Source organism: Paraburkholderia tagetis (genome assembly GCF_022213065.1).
GTDB lineage: Bacteria > Pseudomonadota > Gammaproteobacteria > Burkholderiales > Burkholderiaceae > Paraburkholderia > Paraburkholderia tagetis.
In genome coordinates this window covers 607,409-620,876 of sequence record NZ_JAKLJA010000001.1, presented here as the reverse complement: position 1 = coordinate 620,876, position 13,468 = coordinate 607,409, and the positions used below count along the sequence as shown (strand labels likewise).

Genomic DNA, 13,468 nt, shown 5'->3' with positions numbered 1-13,468 from the left:
AGCTATGTGGCAGCGCCGAGCGCTTTCTTCGCCATGGCATACAACGCCTGTCGATCGGCGAGGCCGCTCAAGGCACCATTGACGCGCTCAGTGAGCGTCGTGAACTGTCCAGCGAGCGCGAGCGCGCTCAGCTTGTTGTTCCACCAGAACCAGCCGGCGGACATCGCGGCGTGTTCAGGATCCTCGAGCAGCTCGGGGTGGTTAAGCAGGTCGAGCTCCAGTCCGATCGAGGCAAGCGTGTAGTTGCGCCGGCCGGTGATCTGGATCAGGCCGCGACCGCAGAAGCGTTCACCATCACCGGGCTGCGTGTTGCCGAGGCCTTTCGCTTTCTGCGATGGCGGCTCGTACTGGCGCTGCGCAGCCGTCGGCCCCCAGATCTCTTTCGTGAAGACCAGGTGGCCAGATTCGTGACCGGTCTGCGCGAGGAAAGCCGCGATGTCGCGCGGATCGAGAATGTGATAGGTCTCGCACGCAGCCTGCATGAACGGCGCAAACATCGTGGCGCGCGCCAGCGTCGCGCCGGTTCCAGCGGCGACGATCTCGGGTGTGAGGTTCATGGCTAGACGATCTTGCAGGGGATCTCGGCATCTTCGTCGAGTGAATAGACCGCGCTGAGCCGATGGAAGCCATCTGCCACGATGAGCGTTTGACCGCGCACGAGCAGGAGCGGCGAAAGCTGCTTGCCTTCGTGAATCTTTTCAAGGTTGTGTGCGACGTGCCGGTTGTCGCGGCCGAGCAGCGTCAGGCCGGATGCGCGCGCAATGTCCTTGGCCTTGAAGTGCGACAGTCGCGCATCGCGCAGCTTCTTCACCAGCACGGCCGCATCGCTCTCGTCGAACACAAGAGCGAGAAAAGACTCAGCCGCAGGAAAGTCGTGCTCCTCAGGCTCACGAAGCCACTTGATTTCGTATTTCATCGTCACTTCCCGAAAATGTGATGCCCCAGCGCACCCAGCACAGCCCCGACTGCGGCTCCGATAGATGTCAGCGTGAAGAGGGCACCCTTGCCACGGTTGGCGAGAGCCAGAAGCGCTTGAATGTCCGTTCGCAGCTTGGCGATCTCGTCATTCGCCTGTTTCTGGTTCCTCCGCATTTCCTCGCGCATGTCCGCGCTCTGTCGATCCTGTTCATCAAGGCGTGCGAGCACGCGACCGAATTCGATCGGGTCGATCTGGTTCATTGGGGCCCCGGAAATGAAAAAGCCGCCCGGAGGCGGCAGGTGATTGTTCTTGACTAATAGCCCTTAAGGGGCTAAATTGAAGGCGTTGGGTAGCGCATTGCGCGCAGCCTGCTACCTCCGAAAGGAAGACCATGAAGACCACATTTCGCGCGCGCGTTCTGCGCGCTCTCGGGCATGTCCATTCGATATACGCCGCCAACTCCGGAAGATCTCCGGAACCTCAAGATCGAGCTCGGCTACACCGGCGAGCAGATGGCCAGCCTGTTCGGGTTGGCCGGCAACAATCAATGGCGCAAGTACACGGGCGGTCAGGAGCCGCGCGCCATGAGTCTGCCGATGCTGTTCCTTGCGGGCGCGCTCCTCAATCGCACCGCGACCGTCGATCAGGTGTTCGACTGGTGCCGAAGTGTCGGCGCGGTTGTCGACCCGGATACCGATGGAGAGCAGCAGCCATAGCGATGACGCTCGGCTGCGCGGCGGCTTCCCAAGCGCACGCCGAAGACTTCTTTCAGGTCGAAGCCGGCATCGGTGGGGCAGCTTACCAGCACGGGGCCAATGGTTTGTGGTTTCAGGACGGATTCCAACACCGATTTGACCTCACCGCGCCGGCCATCGAAGCCGGGTTCACTGGCGATATCTACCAGTCGGAGCACTGGGGCATCTCATGGCACGCTGACTGGGCTTGGCTTGGGACGATCCACACCCAGGCTCTCGCCACACCAGACGATGCCAATTACAACCCTGTCACGAAGGGCTGCAATGGCAAGTGCTGGCCACTCGCGAACTATCTCGGGTCCGGGCACGACATGGGCATCCTGCTCACACTTGAGCCGCACTACGACTATGGCGGCTGGCGATTTGGAGTAGAAGGTGGACCGTACATCCACCGATCGACCTGGACCGAGGACGTGATCGGCTGGGTTCCGTCGCCTGACGCCACCCCGATGAACGTCAGCGTCCACAACAACCCGAAGTGGCGTCTGGGCTGGGTTATCGGAGCCTCTGTCGGTTACAAGAACTTTTCAGTGTCGTATCAGTATTTCAAGAACGGCACGCCCGTATCGAGTTCGGATCACTTCCCGTCGATCTGGTCGAATACCCACGTTCTGATGGCGCGGTGGAGGTTTTGAGGGGTTGCTAGGCATGGCTGGTAAAATCCAGTAGCCTCTACCATCCGATGCAATCCGCATGATCTCGAATATCCAACTGTTGCGCGCACTGGCGGCGATGGCTGTCGTGTACTTCCACGGCAGCTATATCTTTGGTGGTGTGCACACTGACCTTAAGGCGGTGGCGATCTTCTTCGTAGTGAGCGGATTCATCATGACTCACATCTCGCGATCGCGCGCTGATGGGTTTATGGTAAATCGCATTACCCGCGTTGTACCGCTTTATTGGGTGTGCACGATCGCATTCTTCATGTTGATCAACCTTGAGTTGATGAATCCCATCTACAAGATCCCTCAGATATGGGGATGGCTATTACATGATCGCACCACGTTGCAATGGTATCTAGAACATAAGACAGGTTTCACTGATGGTCAGCTTGTTGGCCAACTCGTCCGTAGTTTGACGTTCATTCCTTTCAGGAACGATCAGGGCTTCATGTTCCCCGTGCTTGGTGTAGGCTGGACACTCAACCTTGAGATGTACTTCTACGTCATCTTCGCCGTATGCCTGATGATCAACACGCGGTGGGCGCCTATTCTGACCGCGATTGTCATCTTATTCGTGAAGTTATCTGTCTGGATTACAATAGACCCAGGCGAACTCCTGATGTTTTATGGCGATCGTTATACGGGGTTCTTCGTGCTGGGCATAGCAACGTACTACATCTGGCATGTTCGTCCAGCTTCGTTTGAGAATTGGGTCGTCACTCATCGCTGGACAATTGGTATCGTCATCGCCATCGCTCTTTCCACCTTTAACTATTTCCCACTCCGGGAAATAAAGGCGCTTATTGGCTACGCTCCGGCAATGTTTCTCTATTTCATGCTTCCGTTCGCGACGGTTCTTTTTGCACTTTTCCTGAATAACAAGGGGCTGTGCGCGTCATCCAGAACGATTCTTTTGCTCGGAGAGGCTTCATTCTCAATCTACCTCACGCATCCCTTTGTCGCTGTGATAGTCGAGACGACCTTGAAACGGTATCCAGAAATGTCTGGTTTAATGAGACCTGTAGCGTTCGCATTCTTCATGGCAATTTGTGCAGTTATCGGTATTTTCGTGCACCGAAAGATTGAAATGCCGCTCCTGAGTTATGCGAGACTCGCATCCCGGTTCAGATCGACGACGAATACACGGAATCCGGTTTAAGGGATTGTTGCAGCAGGCGACGGCAGGCTTGTTGATATGCCAGCCACCGCAGACCGCAACGCATATACATAATCCCTTACGGCTGCGGCAAAATTCGAAAAATCCGCCTCCGAAAAACTATGCATGATCCCGGATGCGTCAGGATAGTTGAACATCGTTGAGCCATCGGGGAATCCCTTTCCCGCGTTCAGACCTGTCTCAATGGCAATGATATCTGACTGGCTGAGAGTATCGATACTGTACGTGCCATTCAATGAAGCAGTTGCCGTGCTTTTGATCTGAATCCCTGCGGAGAACGCGACAGCCGCCTGTTGTGCGCCAGAGAGAGCTACCGGGACTGGCGCTGAAAACGCCCAAGCCCCGGAAGATTCAGTGGCGACCCACCCAGGCCGCGGCTCAACGGCATAGGCGGTGACGTCCACGAGAGTCGCCGCGACGAGCGGGTAGAACCGGCTGGCAATTGGAATTTCCACGCCAGATCCATCGAGCATTGGGGCGATGATTTCTGCAACGATCCCGCTCTGAATTCTCACATAGACGCTCATAGTTCAGATCAGTACTCGATGATGACGCAACCGCCCGCGCCGGGTGCGCCGATATTGTTGTTCGCTCCGCCGCCACCCGCACCGCCCGGAAAGGTTGCGCCAGTGGCAGACCCAACGCTGATGGCGGAAGGTGGAGTGCCAAAAGCCCCGCCACCGCCAGAAGCAATCAGCGAACTACCAATTGCGTAGGCGCTAGCAGGGCCTTGACCGGTAATATTTAAAGAGCCCCCCGAGCCAGTGCCGCCAGCCACTGAACTGCCGGATGATGTGCCGCTGGCAGAGCCAACTCCGCCACCGCCGCCCGTTGCCGTGGCCAGTGCCCCGACAGACGAGCTACCGCCTGCGGATCCATTCCCGGATCCGGTGCCGTTCGCGCCACCCGCTCCGACCGTAATGGCCTCGGAAGTGCCGCCCGCTACAGAGAATACCCCTTCGGTGTAACCGCCTCCAGCGCCACCGGTTGCTGCGGCGGAGGTTACTCCCGAACCGCCTCCACCCCCACCACCCCAGACGCGCGCCTTGAATCTTCCTGAGACCGGAACCGTGAAGGTCGTTGCGCCCGTCGTCGTAAATGCTGCGCCGTTGACCGATACTTTTTGAACTCCGCCGATGATTTCATACACAGCGATATTCTGGAAGCCAACTTGACTCAGTTGTGCCGCATGCTGGCCCTTCGTCGCAGGGTTGACCTGCAGTGCTCCCGCCGTCTGGCTGTTCAGCACGACCTCGTTGAGCGATGCGCTGTAGAGGCCGGTGTACATGTTTCCAGCGACAATCTCACCGCCCTGAAGCGCGCCGGCCGCGCCGACCAGATTCACGGCGCCGCCGCCGAAATTGAGCGTGCAGGGGCCGGTATTGTTGTTTGCAGCCTTGAACGTGACCGGTTGGGCATCGGAGTACGAGGTGATTGCCGGCGTGAGTGCGATCGAGATGACGTTCGCCGTGGTACTGGTGTCAACCGCGTATTCGGTCGAGCCGGTCTGCATCATCTGCAGCAGGCTCGTGAGCTGCGGCACACCGGCCGGCACGGAGATGTTGCCGGATGTGACGGTCGTCTGGCCATTCGCCACGGTCACCACGGCGAGCGCCGTCCAGCCTGCATCAACGGACGGGGTGGTCTGCGTGCCGGTCGTGGCCGCGATTCCTGCCTTCGCCTGGATCACGCACACGCCTTGACGTTCGGTGGGCAGCGTTGCGCCACCGCCGCCCTGACCGTTCAACGGAATCTGCGGGTTGTTGCTGTTGTAGAACGGCAGCACGACCGGGACATTGTCCTGATCCTGATACTGCGCCTCAATCAGGTAGTTGATGCTGTACCCGCTCGTCGACGGCGCCGGTGTCGAGATGGTCTGGGCCGCCATGTTGAGGCCCTGCTTCAGGATGATGTCGGTCGTGTCAGCGGGGAGCGCGCCCCACGACGTCGCATCAACGGCAGCCATCGTATAGATCTCGCCGATGCCGACCAATACGTTCAACGCCGCTGGTGAGTTCGGCGTGACGGCGAGGCCGCGCACCACGGTGCCGCTGCCGAACGCGGCCTGCGAGAGCTTGGCGAGGCCGATCATCGTGGCGCGTTGCGCGAACAGGAAGTCGACGCTGCGGCCCTGTTCCTGTGTATAGACGGTTGCGCGATCCATTCAGGCTCCAGAAAACAAAAAAGGCCGCCTGAAGGCAGCCTTTGAAAGCAGATTGAGAGAAGGTCAGGGCGTAACGGGGTTGTTCTCGATGCGCATCCAGACGATGGTCCCGGTCATGCGCGTCGATTCCACTGCAGCGATGATTGCGGCGTCGGTGACAGCGGTCACAGGCGCTTCGGACCACGCTCCGTACGAGTCAAACGACCATCGCCACGAATCGAGTTCACCCAGCGATTGCGTGTTCGTGATCGGCCGGTAGGCCGTCACGTAGCTCTGGTAGGGCATCGGCGCGCCCCACTTGCCGACGCCGGTATCCCAGTAGAAGCCGCCATCCCAGCCACCCGAATCGGTCGTATTGCTGGGCTCGAAGATGTCCGGCGTGCGTCCGGTGATGAGCTTGAGCACGGCGGACATGTTGGCTCGCGTCGGACCCTTCACGAACAGGTTAGCGAGGATGCGCGCACGGTACGCGCCGTCTGTCTCATTCGTTAGCCGCAGCAGGTTCGAGCCGAAGAAGTCGTTCGCAATAAGGTCGAGGTATCCATCGGTCGCCGTCGCGATGCGTGTCTGCAGTTGCGCGTAGGTGATCTGTGCATAGATCGACGAGAGCGCCCATGCGGGCCCCTGCAACGTCGCATCGAAGTTCGGCGAGAGCTTGAACCACGATCCCGGGATCTGCGCCTTCAGCCTCGTGAAAATGTCGTTGATGTCGCCGATGGCCATCAGTTCACCATGATCGTGCCCGCGACGATCACCTGATTCGCGGTTGCTACAAGGTCAGCGTTGCCGCCGTTGAGCGTCATCGTGTTCGCCACCGATGCCACACCCGGAACTGCCCAGATCACCGAAAAGAGTTCGGTCCATGACAGCGTGCCGCCGAGCGGAATCGAGGCGATGAAGTTCTGGATCGCCGTCTGCACTGCAGCTTCGACATTGGCCAGCGTGTATCCGGATGCTGCCGTGATCGTCGCTGTGACGTTGGCCGTCAGGTTGGTCGCCGCGTACACCGCGAACGTGATCGACAGTCCGCGTATCGCGTTGATGGCCGAGTAGATCGCGTCGTGCAGCGCGTTCGAGTAGGGCGAGATGACGACGTAGAAGAAGCCCGGCTGACTCACACCCGCGAGCGTCTGGTTCTCAACGATCTGGTACTGGACGTTCTGCTGGACACCTTCGATTGCCGACTCAACGGCAGACATGATCGCCGCGCGCAGGCCAGACACGTAGGTCTGGAATCGCGCCTGCACGGCGGTGTCGCTCTCCTGGTTGACGCCGTTCGAGAAAGCGTTCGGGTTCGTCACTGTGTCGACGTACTGGATCGCCGTCGAGATGGTAGTGATCGTGTTGGCCGCGACGTTGCCCTGGGTGCCCGCGTTCTGCGCCAGCACAGTCGCCTGCGCGCTCGTCACACCGGCGGGGATGACGTAGGCGTTTTGCGCGGCATTCCAGTAGGTTTGGGTCGAATCCGGAATGACCTGGAAGGGCTGCGTGCCGTCGGCAGTGAGCACCGCCGCGCCGCCGGCATATGTGCCGCCTGAGCCATTCGCATTCGCCGTATAGGTGCCAGCTGGAATGACCGCCTGTGATGTCGGCGTAAAGCGCGAGAAGGTCACCTGGCCGGAAGCGGACACAGCCGCCTCACGCGGCGGGCAGGAAAAATCGGCGATGAACGTGTCGACGTCGTTACCTTTCGACGTGGACAGGCGCGTGATGTTCAGTACCGCCATGATCAGGTACTGCAACCACATCGAAACGGCCGCGACTGCCTCGACGCGCGCGAGCTCGAGCGAGCCCACGATGAACGACAGGACAGGCCCACCGACGGCCGTCACCGCAGCCTGAATCGCGGCGACCTGCTGCTGGACGATTCTCGTGAAGCTTTGCGTGTTAAGAGCCATACGCGGGCACGTTGAAAGAGAGGGTCTGCGGAACGCCGGTCGGCACGTACACGTAGTTGATCGTCACGCTCAGAAGGCCTGTTGCGTCGTGCTGGTACGTGTAGGTTGGTGCGGGCTGCTTCTGGACGTCAGGCTCGTTTTTGAGCACGCTCTGGATCAGCGACTTGATCTCGGTGAACTGCTCGGACGAGAGCGCGCGGCCGACGAACCTGCCGAGGCCTGCGCCGTACTCCGGATGCGATAGATAGGTGCCGGGTGGCGTGAGCAGCGCGCGGACAATGCGCTGGTTCAGCTCGGTCACGCCGCTCGCGGTCAAGTCGTCCCCTGAGGCCGAGAACTGAATGTCCTGGCCCCACCAGTGGAATGCGTCGGTCATGGATTGCTCTAGTTCGGCGGGAGGGTGTTGCCGCCTTGGGGATCGGGGTGCGTGTGGCCTTTCACCGATTTGCCGCCGCCGACGACATCCGTGGTGCCGGTGATCGTCCCTGGAGCCGTCAGGTTGCCCGCAAGCGTCGCCGTGCCGGTCCCGTTTACGATGGTCTGGGTGATATCGCCATTCAGCGTCGTGTTGCCGTCGACCTCGAAATTGCCGACCTGCTTGAGCAGAGGTGTCGTACTCGTGATGCCCGTCGGCGCACCGAGTGTGATCGTTCCGTCGTTGTTCAACTTGACGTAGGCCCCCTTGCTGTCGACGAGCGCCATCTGTCCTGACTGCACGACGGGTGGTCGCGCCTTGTCGTTGAAGAAGCGACTGCCGGCGAGGCATGCCTGCATCCGCCCGTCGACGAAATCGAGCCGCACGATGTCGCCGATTGCGGGCCCGAAGACCGCACCGAAGTTGTTGCCGACCCACGGCGCCGAGAGAGGCAGGAAGCCGGTTTCCTCCATTGTCGGCAGGAGGATCACCTTGACGGTGTAGTCGTTCGGGTTGTACGCGCTGATCTGGCCGCGCTTCGTTGTCGCGAACGTCGCGAGGAACTCGGAAACGGCGCGCTTGATGTAGTCGATCATGTGAGCGTCACCGTCTGTGCATCCGTCGCCGTCTTGCCGTGCACGGTCACATCGAAGCGGGGCGGACTCACAGAGCAGCGGCGCATGATGCGCGCGCTCTGGTACGTCGTGTCGTAAGGAGTCGCGGTTCCCTGAACCTGCACGGGCGTCCACGGGTAGATGATCGCGTCGCCAGGCAGCTTCGCTTCCATCTTGAATTCGTGCTTGCTGATCTGGTCGAGCAACTGCTGCGCCTTCGCGTCGCACTGCGCCTGCGTGAGATCGGCGAACGTGAAGTCATACTGCTGGAGACTCTGCGCCAGATCCGCGTCGCGCTCGATGCGCTTCGTCGTCTTACTGGACGTCGCGATGGACGTGTACACGGCGTTCTTCATGCCGTGGAAGCTGCGCACGCGCACGGACACGTCATTCGCCAGCGTCAGGTCGTGCTCGAACTCAAGGCTCGTCGCGTTCGACTGCGGATACGGGCGGTCGGCCGTTGGCGGGTCGTACTGGATCACATAGGGATCGCTCGACAGCGCGCTGCCGAATGCTCCGAAATACAGCGTGCGGCCCAGCACAAAGCACTGAAGGCCCTCGTGCTGCGCAAGGTAGGTCAGGATCGTCCAGATGCTCTGCTGGTGGTGCAGGCTGACGTGGTCCAGCGTGAAGAAGTGCCCGACGAGGGTCTTCGTCGCCTGCACGTTGGGCGTCAAGCCGACCAGCCCGGCGAGATACGTCGCCACCTGGCTCGCGGTCTGATTCTGGAACTTGATGTCGACCTTCCTGTCGGTGAGCAGTCCTGTCAGATCGCGACAGCTCAGCGAGATCGCCTGCGTCATCGCATCCAGACGGATGGAATCGACGCGATAGGTTTGCAGCAGCGTGAGGTCGCTCGCCGAGTAGTTCTGAGGGTCCTGCGGGAAGCCCACATAGACGTCGATCAGGATCTCGGTCTGTTGCGTCCACCATGCCCATTCCGCGAACGTGGCGGGAACCTCGACGCGCAGCGTGCCAGCCTCATAGATCCCGTTATGCCCTGCGAACCAATCCGTCCAGTCGATCACCTTCGAGCCGACCATAAGGATCGACCGCGGCGCAACGAGTGTGCCTGCGGTTGGTAGCTGGTTCAGCATGTCAGGGAATGATGAGCGTGTTGATGCCAGTCAGCATCGGGTCGGAAAGGCCGTTCGCATTCGCGATATCGGTCCAGCGCTGGGCGTCGCCGTACTGCTGCGCGGCGATCGCATACAGGTTGCCGCCGCCCACGGTGATCGTCTTCGCGCTGGTCGGCGTGGACACGAGCGGCAGATTGGTTTGCATGCGGCCGCACAGGCTGCGCAGCTCGTACAGCTCGGGCAACTGCAATGCCGAGTTCATCTTCGCCAGCGAGTTATAGACGTTGGTCGCGGCCGGTGCGCCCGCGACAACGCCGGCGGTGTTCGCGATCACGTTCTCGCCGGTGGTGATCATGCTCTGCACGCGCGAGGTCACTGCAAGCAGCGGCGTGGCCGCCGCCGTCACCGCGGCTTCCACCGTATTGACGACCTGGTCAGCACAGTTGGCTACGCCACTGACGAACGAGGTGACCGCCTTCAGGCCATTCGCGATCGGTTGCGCGGCCGCCTGCACCGCGCTGAGTGCCGTGCCCAGACTGCCGATGAGGCCATTCAGCGTCGAATCGCCGATGCAGTTCGACAGCGAATTCATCCGCGAGAGGTCCGTTGCCAACGCCTGTACTGGCGTGACTGCCGGCACCGAATCTACGGTCGCGGTCTGGTCCTCGATGACCTCGAACTGGATCGAGTAGGGGACCCTGAACGGGTACTTGTACTCGGCATGGAACTGCGCAACCGTGACCGAGTACCGGAACGCGTCCCACGACAGTGTGCACTGCAGGCCTTCGCGGCGCACGCTGTCGAGGAAACGTGCGCGATCAACGGCGGACGCGTACAGAAAGAGACCAGACCAACCGAGCGGCGCATCGTCTGCGCCCATCGCATTGATGCGTCGCCGGCCGCCGATCATCTTGCGCACGTCGAGCAACTGCGCGCCGCCGAACGCGATACGCTCCGGAACCTCTGCGCCAGTGAACGTGAACGTGCCGTTGGGCGTGTCCAGCGTGAGGGTCGCAAAAGGGTTCATGGATAAACGCCCATTCCTGGTGAGTAAGCTGCGGCATCAGGATTGAAGCCAGTCGGCCCGGTCGTCTTGGCGGGGACTAGCTTCTTTTCGACGTGCGCGGCGACGTCGTGGCTATCGACCTTCACAGTCACGTGCGTGTCGTGCTTCTGCGCCGGTGCGGGCTTCGTGACGCCTGAGCCGAACAGCGGCTCGCCGCCGGCGACGTCCTGATAGAAGCGAGTCTGATCGTCCGGCGACATCTTCGACGTTACCTTGTCCATCGCGTGATGGATGACGTACGCGATGCCGCCGAGGATCGCCGCGCCGAGCGCGACTTCGCCGCCGATCGCCGCGACGGTGGCCGCGCCAATTGCTTCGCCGGTGATGGCTGTGGCCGCTTCGGCAATCAAACCTGCCGCGCCGCGCGCGAGGTACTTGGTCAGGCCGACGATGCTCTTTTCTGCGAATCCCACGGCGGACTTCGCGCCTTTCCATGCGCCCAGTCCGGCTACCGCGCCACCGAACAGCATCCCGAAGTCCAGTACGCCGCCGGCGACTGGGTGATTCTTCGTGAACCCGGCCGTCGCGCCGAAGAATGAGCCCATCGTGCTGAGCGCGGCGTTGATTGGCCCCATCAAGGTCTGCGAGCCGTTCATCAGCGTGATGTTGGCGTTCGCGATAGTCTGGTCCGCGAGCGCGACCGTGCTCATCTGCCGCATCATCTGGCCGACATCCATCGGCGCCTGCGAGAAGTTCTTCAGGTCCGACAGGGCATGCAGATTCGAAAGGGTCGAGTCCTCGCTGAAGAATGATGCGCCGCGCTGACCCTGCGTGCCGAAAGCCAGCTTCAGCATCGCGTTGAACTTGAGCGGGTCCATCCTCCGCCGGTCTTCGGCGAGGATCGACACGATCTTCATCAGGTCCATGCTGCCATTCGCATAGAACTGCGATTGGTTGCCCTTATAGAGACCGAGCTGCTGAAGCGCTTCGTTCTGCTTCTTGTTCGAAAACAGCCCACTGCCGAGCGTGTTCGGCAGCGAGTTCATCGCCATGGCATTGAGCCACGTACCGCTCTTCGTGTTCATGATGCCGCCCTGCATCATCGTCGCGACGAGCAGCATCACATCGCTGGAGTTCGCGCCGGCAGCGTGAAGGGCGGGCAACGCATAGCTCGCGGCGCGCGCGATCTGGCCGAGCGACGCGTGCGAGGTGAGCGACGCCTGAAGCATCGACTCGTAGAGTGGTTCGGCCTGCTTTGGATCGTAGGCGCCAGCCATGTGCGAGAGGCCGATAAATGCCTGAGTCGCTTCGGGCATGGATACGCCTTTCAGCTTGGACTCCAGCGCGATATACGGCATCGCGAAGTCCATCATCTCCTTCTGCTTCGCGGCAGACAGAGTGCGCAGCAGGCGCGAGCCCTCGAGTATCGATTCGCCGAACGGCTCGATATGACCGCCCGTCGCGAACGCATACTTGCTCGCGTACTCCATCTCGCGATTGCGCAGGTTCTCGATGCTCGGCTGCCACTGGTCGAACGGAACTTGCGAGGTCGCAACGGCCTTCACGTTCTGGTCGGTCAGGCGTGCATTCTCATACGCGCCGAATAGCATCCCGGCCGTTGCGACACCCGTTGCGGTGCCTGTATTGCCGCCGGAGCGCGGCGATACGCCAGCCGCGGGAGGCCTGCCACCACCAGAGGGGACTTCGGTAATCAGCCCCTCGCCATCAATGACATCCGAGGGGAATCGTTCGCCGCTGCTGCCAACGACCAGGGCTCCGCCAGGAACATCTTGCCTGACGATTCCTCCGCCCGAACGACGGGCCACAAGGGGGCCACCGCGGGGAACGTCGCTCGCTCCACCGCCGCTGCCGCCACTTCCGCCTCCACCCCCGCCACCCCAGCGCGGAGGGTGCATCGAATTTGCTTCGGCACGTGCGGCAGCCATATTGCGTGCAAGGGCTTCGCTGCTCGCCACCATCGTATCGAGCACATAGCTCGCGCGCGTGAGGGCGCCAGCGCTATCACCAAAAGCCGTTGCTGCTCGAGCCGCCTTCTCCAGATTGCGCGCGAGAGCCGCCGAACCCGACGACATCCCGCGCACGTTTTCGCTGAGCTTGAGCAGCGATGCGTTCGCCTTGTCGGCCCATTCGGCGATGCGCATCAGGCCGGGCGTGACATTGTCCTCCAGCGTCGCGCCGACTCCGATCGCGTAAGCGTTGATCATTTCTTGCCTGCCAGAGTATCTTCGACGGCCTGTCCGACGAGGTTCACGACGTTGTCCGTGTTCCGGTACATCGCGGTCGAGAGCACCGGGCGCGGCGGAATGGTCGGGGTGCCCTGTTCCTGCCACACCATGATTTCGGACTCGCTACCCACGACGAACTCGCGCGGACCGAACTCGTGTTCGATGCTGTCGCGCAGACCGCCCTTGACCAGCAGCGGCGTGTTCGGGCCCGCGTCTTCGGCCGCTTCACCGTCGACGATCGCCTGAATATGCTGCTGCTTTGTCTCGTCCTTCAGTTCCGCCCACGGTTCGAGCGGTCCCATGTCCTCGCGCTGGTAGTGGCCGAACTCCGCACGCGCTTCCGTGGCGACGAGCAGCGCACCCGTCTCCATGGCAGCCGCATAGGCCGGCTCCAGCTCGGTGATGGCGCGCTCCATCGCGCGCGCGAATGCGCCGAAGGACTTGTAGGTCTTCATGATTCAGGGGATAGCCATTCCATGCGGGACCACGACCATTTGCGGCCTTCCAGCTCACCTGTGGCCACGCAGAAGCCG

General features: G+C 61.2%; 16 protein-coding genes. 3 read left to right on the top strand and 13 right to left on the bottom strand.

Annotated features, from left to right (window positions below; translation table 11 throughout):
• Window positions 1-2: 2 nt before the first annotated feature.
• Genes L5014_RS02800 through L5014_RS02790 form a run of 3 tightly spaced genes read right to left on the bottom strand, consistent with a single transcriptional unit; the run spans window position 3 to window position 1,179 of the window.
• Complete coding sequence (locus L5014_RS02800; RefSeq protein ID WP_238462050.1) at window positions 3-557, bottom strand: glycoside hydrolase family 19 protein; 555 nt, start codon at window positions 555-557, stop codon at window positions 3-5.
• Between the two features lie 2 nt (window positions 558-559).
• Window positions 560-916, bottom strand: coding sequence for a hypothetical protein (locus L5014_RS02795; protein WP_238462049.1), 357 nt, complete (start codon window positions 914-916; stop codon window positions 560-562).
• Window positions 917-918: 2 nt separating this feature from the next.
• Entirely contained in the window at window positions 919-1,179 is a 261-nt protein-coding gene (locus tag L5014_RS02790; RefSeq protein WP_238462048.1) for a hypothetical protein, read from the bottom strand.
• Window positions 1,180-1,353: 174 nt separating this feature from the next.
• Between L5014_RS02790 and L5014_RS02785 the strand changes: the two genes are divergently transcribed.
• The 3 genes from L5014_RS02785 to L5014_RS02775 are packed head-to-tail and all read left to right on the top strand — an operon-like array spanning window position 1,354 to window position 3,495.
• The gene (locus L5014_RS02785; protein WP_238462047.1) at window positions 1,354-1,635 is read left to right on the top strand and encodes an XRE family transcriptional regulator; all 282 of its coding nucleotides are present in this window, start codon (window positions 1,354-1,356) and stop codon (window positions 1,633-1,635) included.
• Between the two features lie 2 nt (window positions 1,636-1,637).
• Window positions 1,638-2,309 carry a hypothetical protein gene (locus L5014_RS02780; RefSeq protein WP_238462046.1) on the top strand — a complete coding sequence of 224 codons (672 nt, stop codon included), beginning with the start codon at window positions 1,638-1,640 and terminating at the stop codon, window positions 2,307-2,309.
• Between the two features lie 58 nt (window positions 2,310-2,367).
• Entirely contained in the window at window positions 2,368-3,495 is a 1,128-nt protein-coding gene (locus L5014_RS02775; protein ID WP_238462045.1) for an acyltransferase family protein, read from the top strand.
• On the opposite strand, the gene L5014_RS02770 is transcribed toward L5014_RS02775, so the two are convergent.
• From L5014_RS02770 to L5014_RS02725, 10 genes are all read right to left on the bottom strand, one after another.
• A complete protein-coding gene (locus tag L5014_RS02770; RefSeq protein ID WP_238462044.1) occupies window positions 3,492-4,040 on the bottom strand; it encodes a hypothetical protein in 549 nt (182 codons plus the stop codon). The two genes, L5014_RS02775 and L5014_RS02770, sit on opposite strands and share 4 nt — an antisense overlap.
• 8 nt (window positions 4,041-4,048) lie before the next feature.
• On the bottom strand, window positions 4,049-5,677 hold the full coding sequence (locus tag L5014_RS02765) for a glycine-rich domain-containing protein (protein WP_238462043.1): 1,629 nt from the start codon (window positions 5,675-5,677) through the stop codon (window positions 4,049-4,051).
• A 63-nt stretch (window positions 5,678-5,740) separates the two neighbouring features.
• On the bottom strand, window positions 5,741-6,400 hold the full coding sequence (locus tag L5014_RS02760) for a hypothetical protein (RefSeq protein WP_238462042.1): 660 nt from the start codon (window positions 6,398-6,400) through the stop codon (window positions 5,741-5,743).
• Complete coding sequence (locus L5014_RS02755) at window positions 6,400-7,575, bottom strand: baseplate J/gp47 family protein (protein WP_238462041.1); 1,176 nt, start codon at window positions 7,573-7,575, stop codon at window positions 6,400-6,402. The genes L5014_RS02760 and L5014_RS02755 overlap by 1 nt, the downstream gene beginning before the upstream one ends.
• A complete protein-coding gene (locus L5014_RS02750; RefSeq protein WP_238462040.1) occupies window positions 7,565-7,951 on the bottom strand; it encodes a hypothetical protein in 387 nt (128 codons plus the stop codon). The genes L5014_RS02755 and L5014_RS02750 overlap by 11 nt, the downstream gene beginning before the upstream one ends.
• 8 nt (window positions 7,952-7,959) lie before the next feature.
• Window positions 7,960-8,586, bottom strand: a complete 627-nt coding sequence (locus tag L5014_RS02745; protein ID WP_238462039.1) for a hypothetical protein — start codon at window positions 8,584-8,586, stop codon at window positions 7,960-7,962.
• Window positions 8,583-9,701 (bottom strand): hypothetical protein, encoded by a 1,119-nt coding sequence (locus tag L5014_RS02740; protein WP_238462038.1) that lies wholly within the window; start codon window positions 9,699-9,701, stop codon window positions 8,583-8,585. Before L5014_RS02740 ends, L5014_RS02745 begins: the two co-directional genes overlap by 4 nt.
• Window position 9,702: 1 nt before the next feature.
• A complete protein-coding gene (locus L5014_RS02735; RefSeq protein WP_238462037.1) occupies window positions 9,703-10,710 on the bottom strand; it encodes a LysM peptidoglycan-binding domain-containing protein in 1,008 nt (335 codons plus the stop codon).
• On the bottom strand, window positions 10,707-12,914 hold the full coding sequence (locus L5014_RS02730) for a phage tail tape measure protein (RefSeq protein ID WP_238462036.1): 2,208 nt from the start codon (window positions 12,912-12,914) through the stop codon (window positions 10,707-10,709). The genes L5014_RS02735 and L5014_RS02730 overlap by 4 nt, the downstream gene beginning before the upstream one ends.
• Window positions 12,911-13,390: a phage virion morphogenesis protein gene (locus L5014_RS02725; protein WP_238462035.1), complete on the bottom strand. Its 480-nt coding sequence runs from the start codon at window positions 13,388-13,390 to the stop codon at window positions 12,911-12,913. The genes L5014_RS02730 and L5014_RS02725 overlap by 4 nt, the downstream gene beginning before the upstream one ends.
• Window positions 13,391-13,468: the final 78 nt, after the last annotated feature.

Coding starts and splice junctions, on each gene's coding strand:
- L5014_RS02800 (WP_238462050.1), bottom strand. CDS start 557: ATGAACCTCACACCCGAGATCGTCGCCGCTGGAACCGGCGCGACGCTG.
- L5014_RS02795 (WP_238462049.1), bottom strand. CDS start 916: ATGAAATACGAAATCAAGTGGCTTCGTGAGCCTGAGGAGCACGACTTT.
- L5014_RS02790 (WP_238462048.1), bottom strand. CDS start 1,179: ATGAACCAGATCGACCCGATCGAATTCGGTCGCGTGCTCGCACGCCTT.
- L5014_RS02785 (WP_238462047.1), top strand. CDS start 1,354: ATGTCCATTCGATATACGCCGCCAACTCCGGAAGATCTCCGGAACCTC.
- L5014_RS02780 (WP_238462046.1), top strand. CDS start 1,638: ATGACGCTCGGCTGCGCGGCGGCTTCCCAAGCGCACGCCGAAGACTTC.
- L5014_RS02775 (WP_238462045.1), top strand. CDS start 2,368: ATGATCTCGAATATCCAACTGTTGCGCGCACTGGCGGCGATGGCTGTC.
- L5014_RS02770 (WP_238462044.1), bottom strand. CDS start 4,040: ATGAGCGTCTATGTGAGAATTCAGAGCGGGATCGTTGCAGAAATCATC.
- L5014_RS02765 (WP_238462043.1), bottom strand. CDS start 5,677: ATGGATCGCGCAACCGTCTATACACAGGAACAGGGCCGCAGCGTCGAC.
- L5014_RS02760 (WP_238462042.1), bottom strand. CDS start 6,400: ATGGCCATCGGCGACATCAACGACATTTTCACGAGGCTGAAGGCGCAG.
- L5014_RS02755 (WP_238462041.1), bottom strand. CDS start 7,575: ATGGCTCTTAACACGCAAAGCTTCACGAGAATCGTCCAGCAGCAGGTC.
- L5014_RS02750 (WP_238462040.1), bottom strand. CDS start 7,951: ATGACCGACGCATTCCACTGGTGGGGCCAGGACATTCAGTTCTCGGCC.
- L5014_RS02745 (WP_238462039.1), bottom strand. CDS start 8,586: ATGATCGACTACATCAAGCGCGCCGTTTCCGAGTTCCTCGCGACGTTC.
- L5014_RS02740 (WP_238462038.1), bottom strand. CDS start 9,701: ATGCTGAACCAGCTACCAACCGCAGGCACACTCGTTGCGCCGCGGTCG.
- L5014_RS02735 (WP_238462037.1), bottom strand. CDS start 10,710: ATGAACCCTTTTGCGACCCTCACGCTGGACACGCCCAACGGCACGTTC.
- L5014_RS02730 (WP_238462036.1), bottom strand. CDS start 12,914: ATGATCAACGCTTACGCGATCGGAGTCGGCGCGACGCTGGAGGACAAT.
- L5014_RS02725 (WP_238462035.1), bottom strand. CDS start 13,390: ATGAAGACCTACAAGTCCTTCGGCGCATTCGCGCGCGCGATGGAGCGC.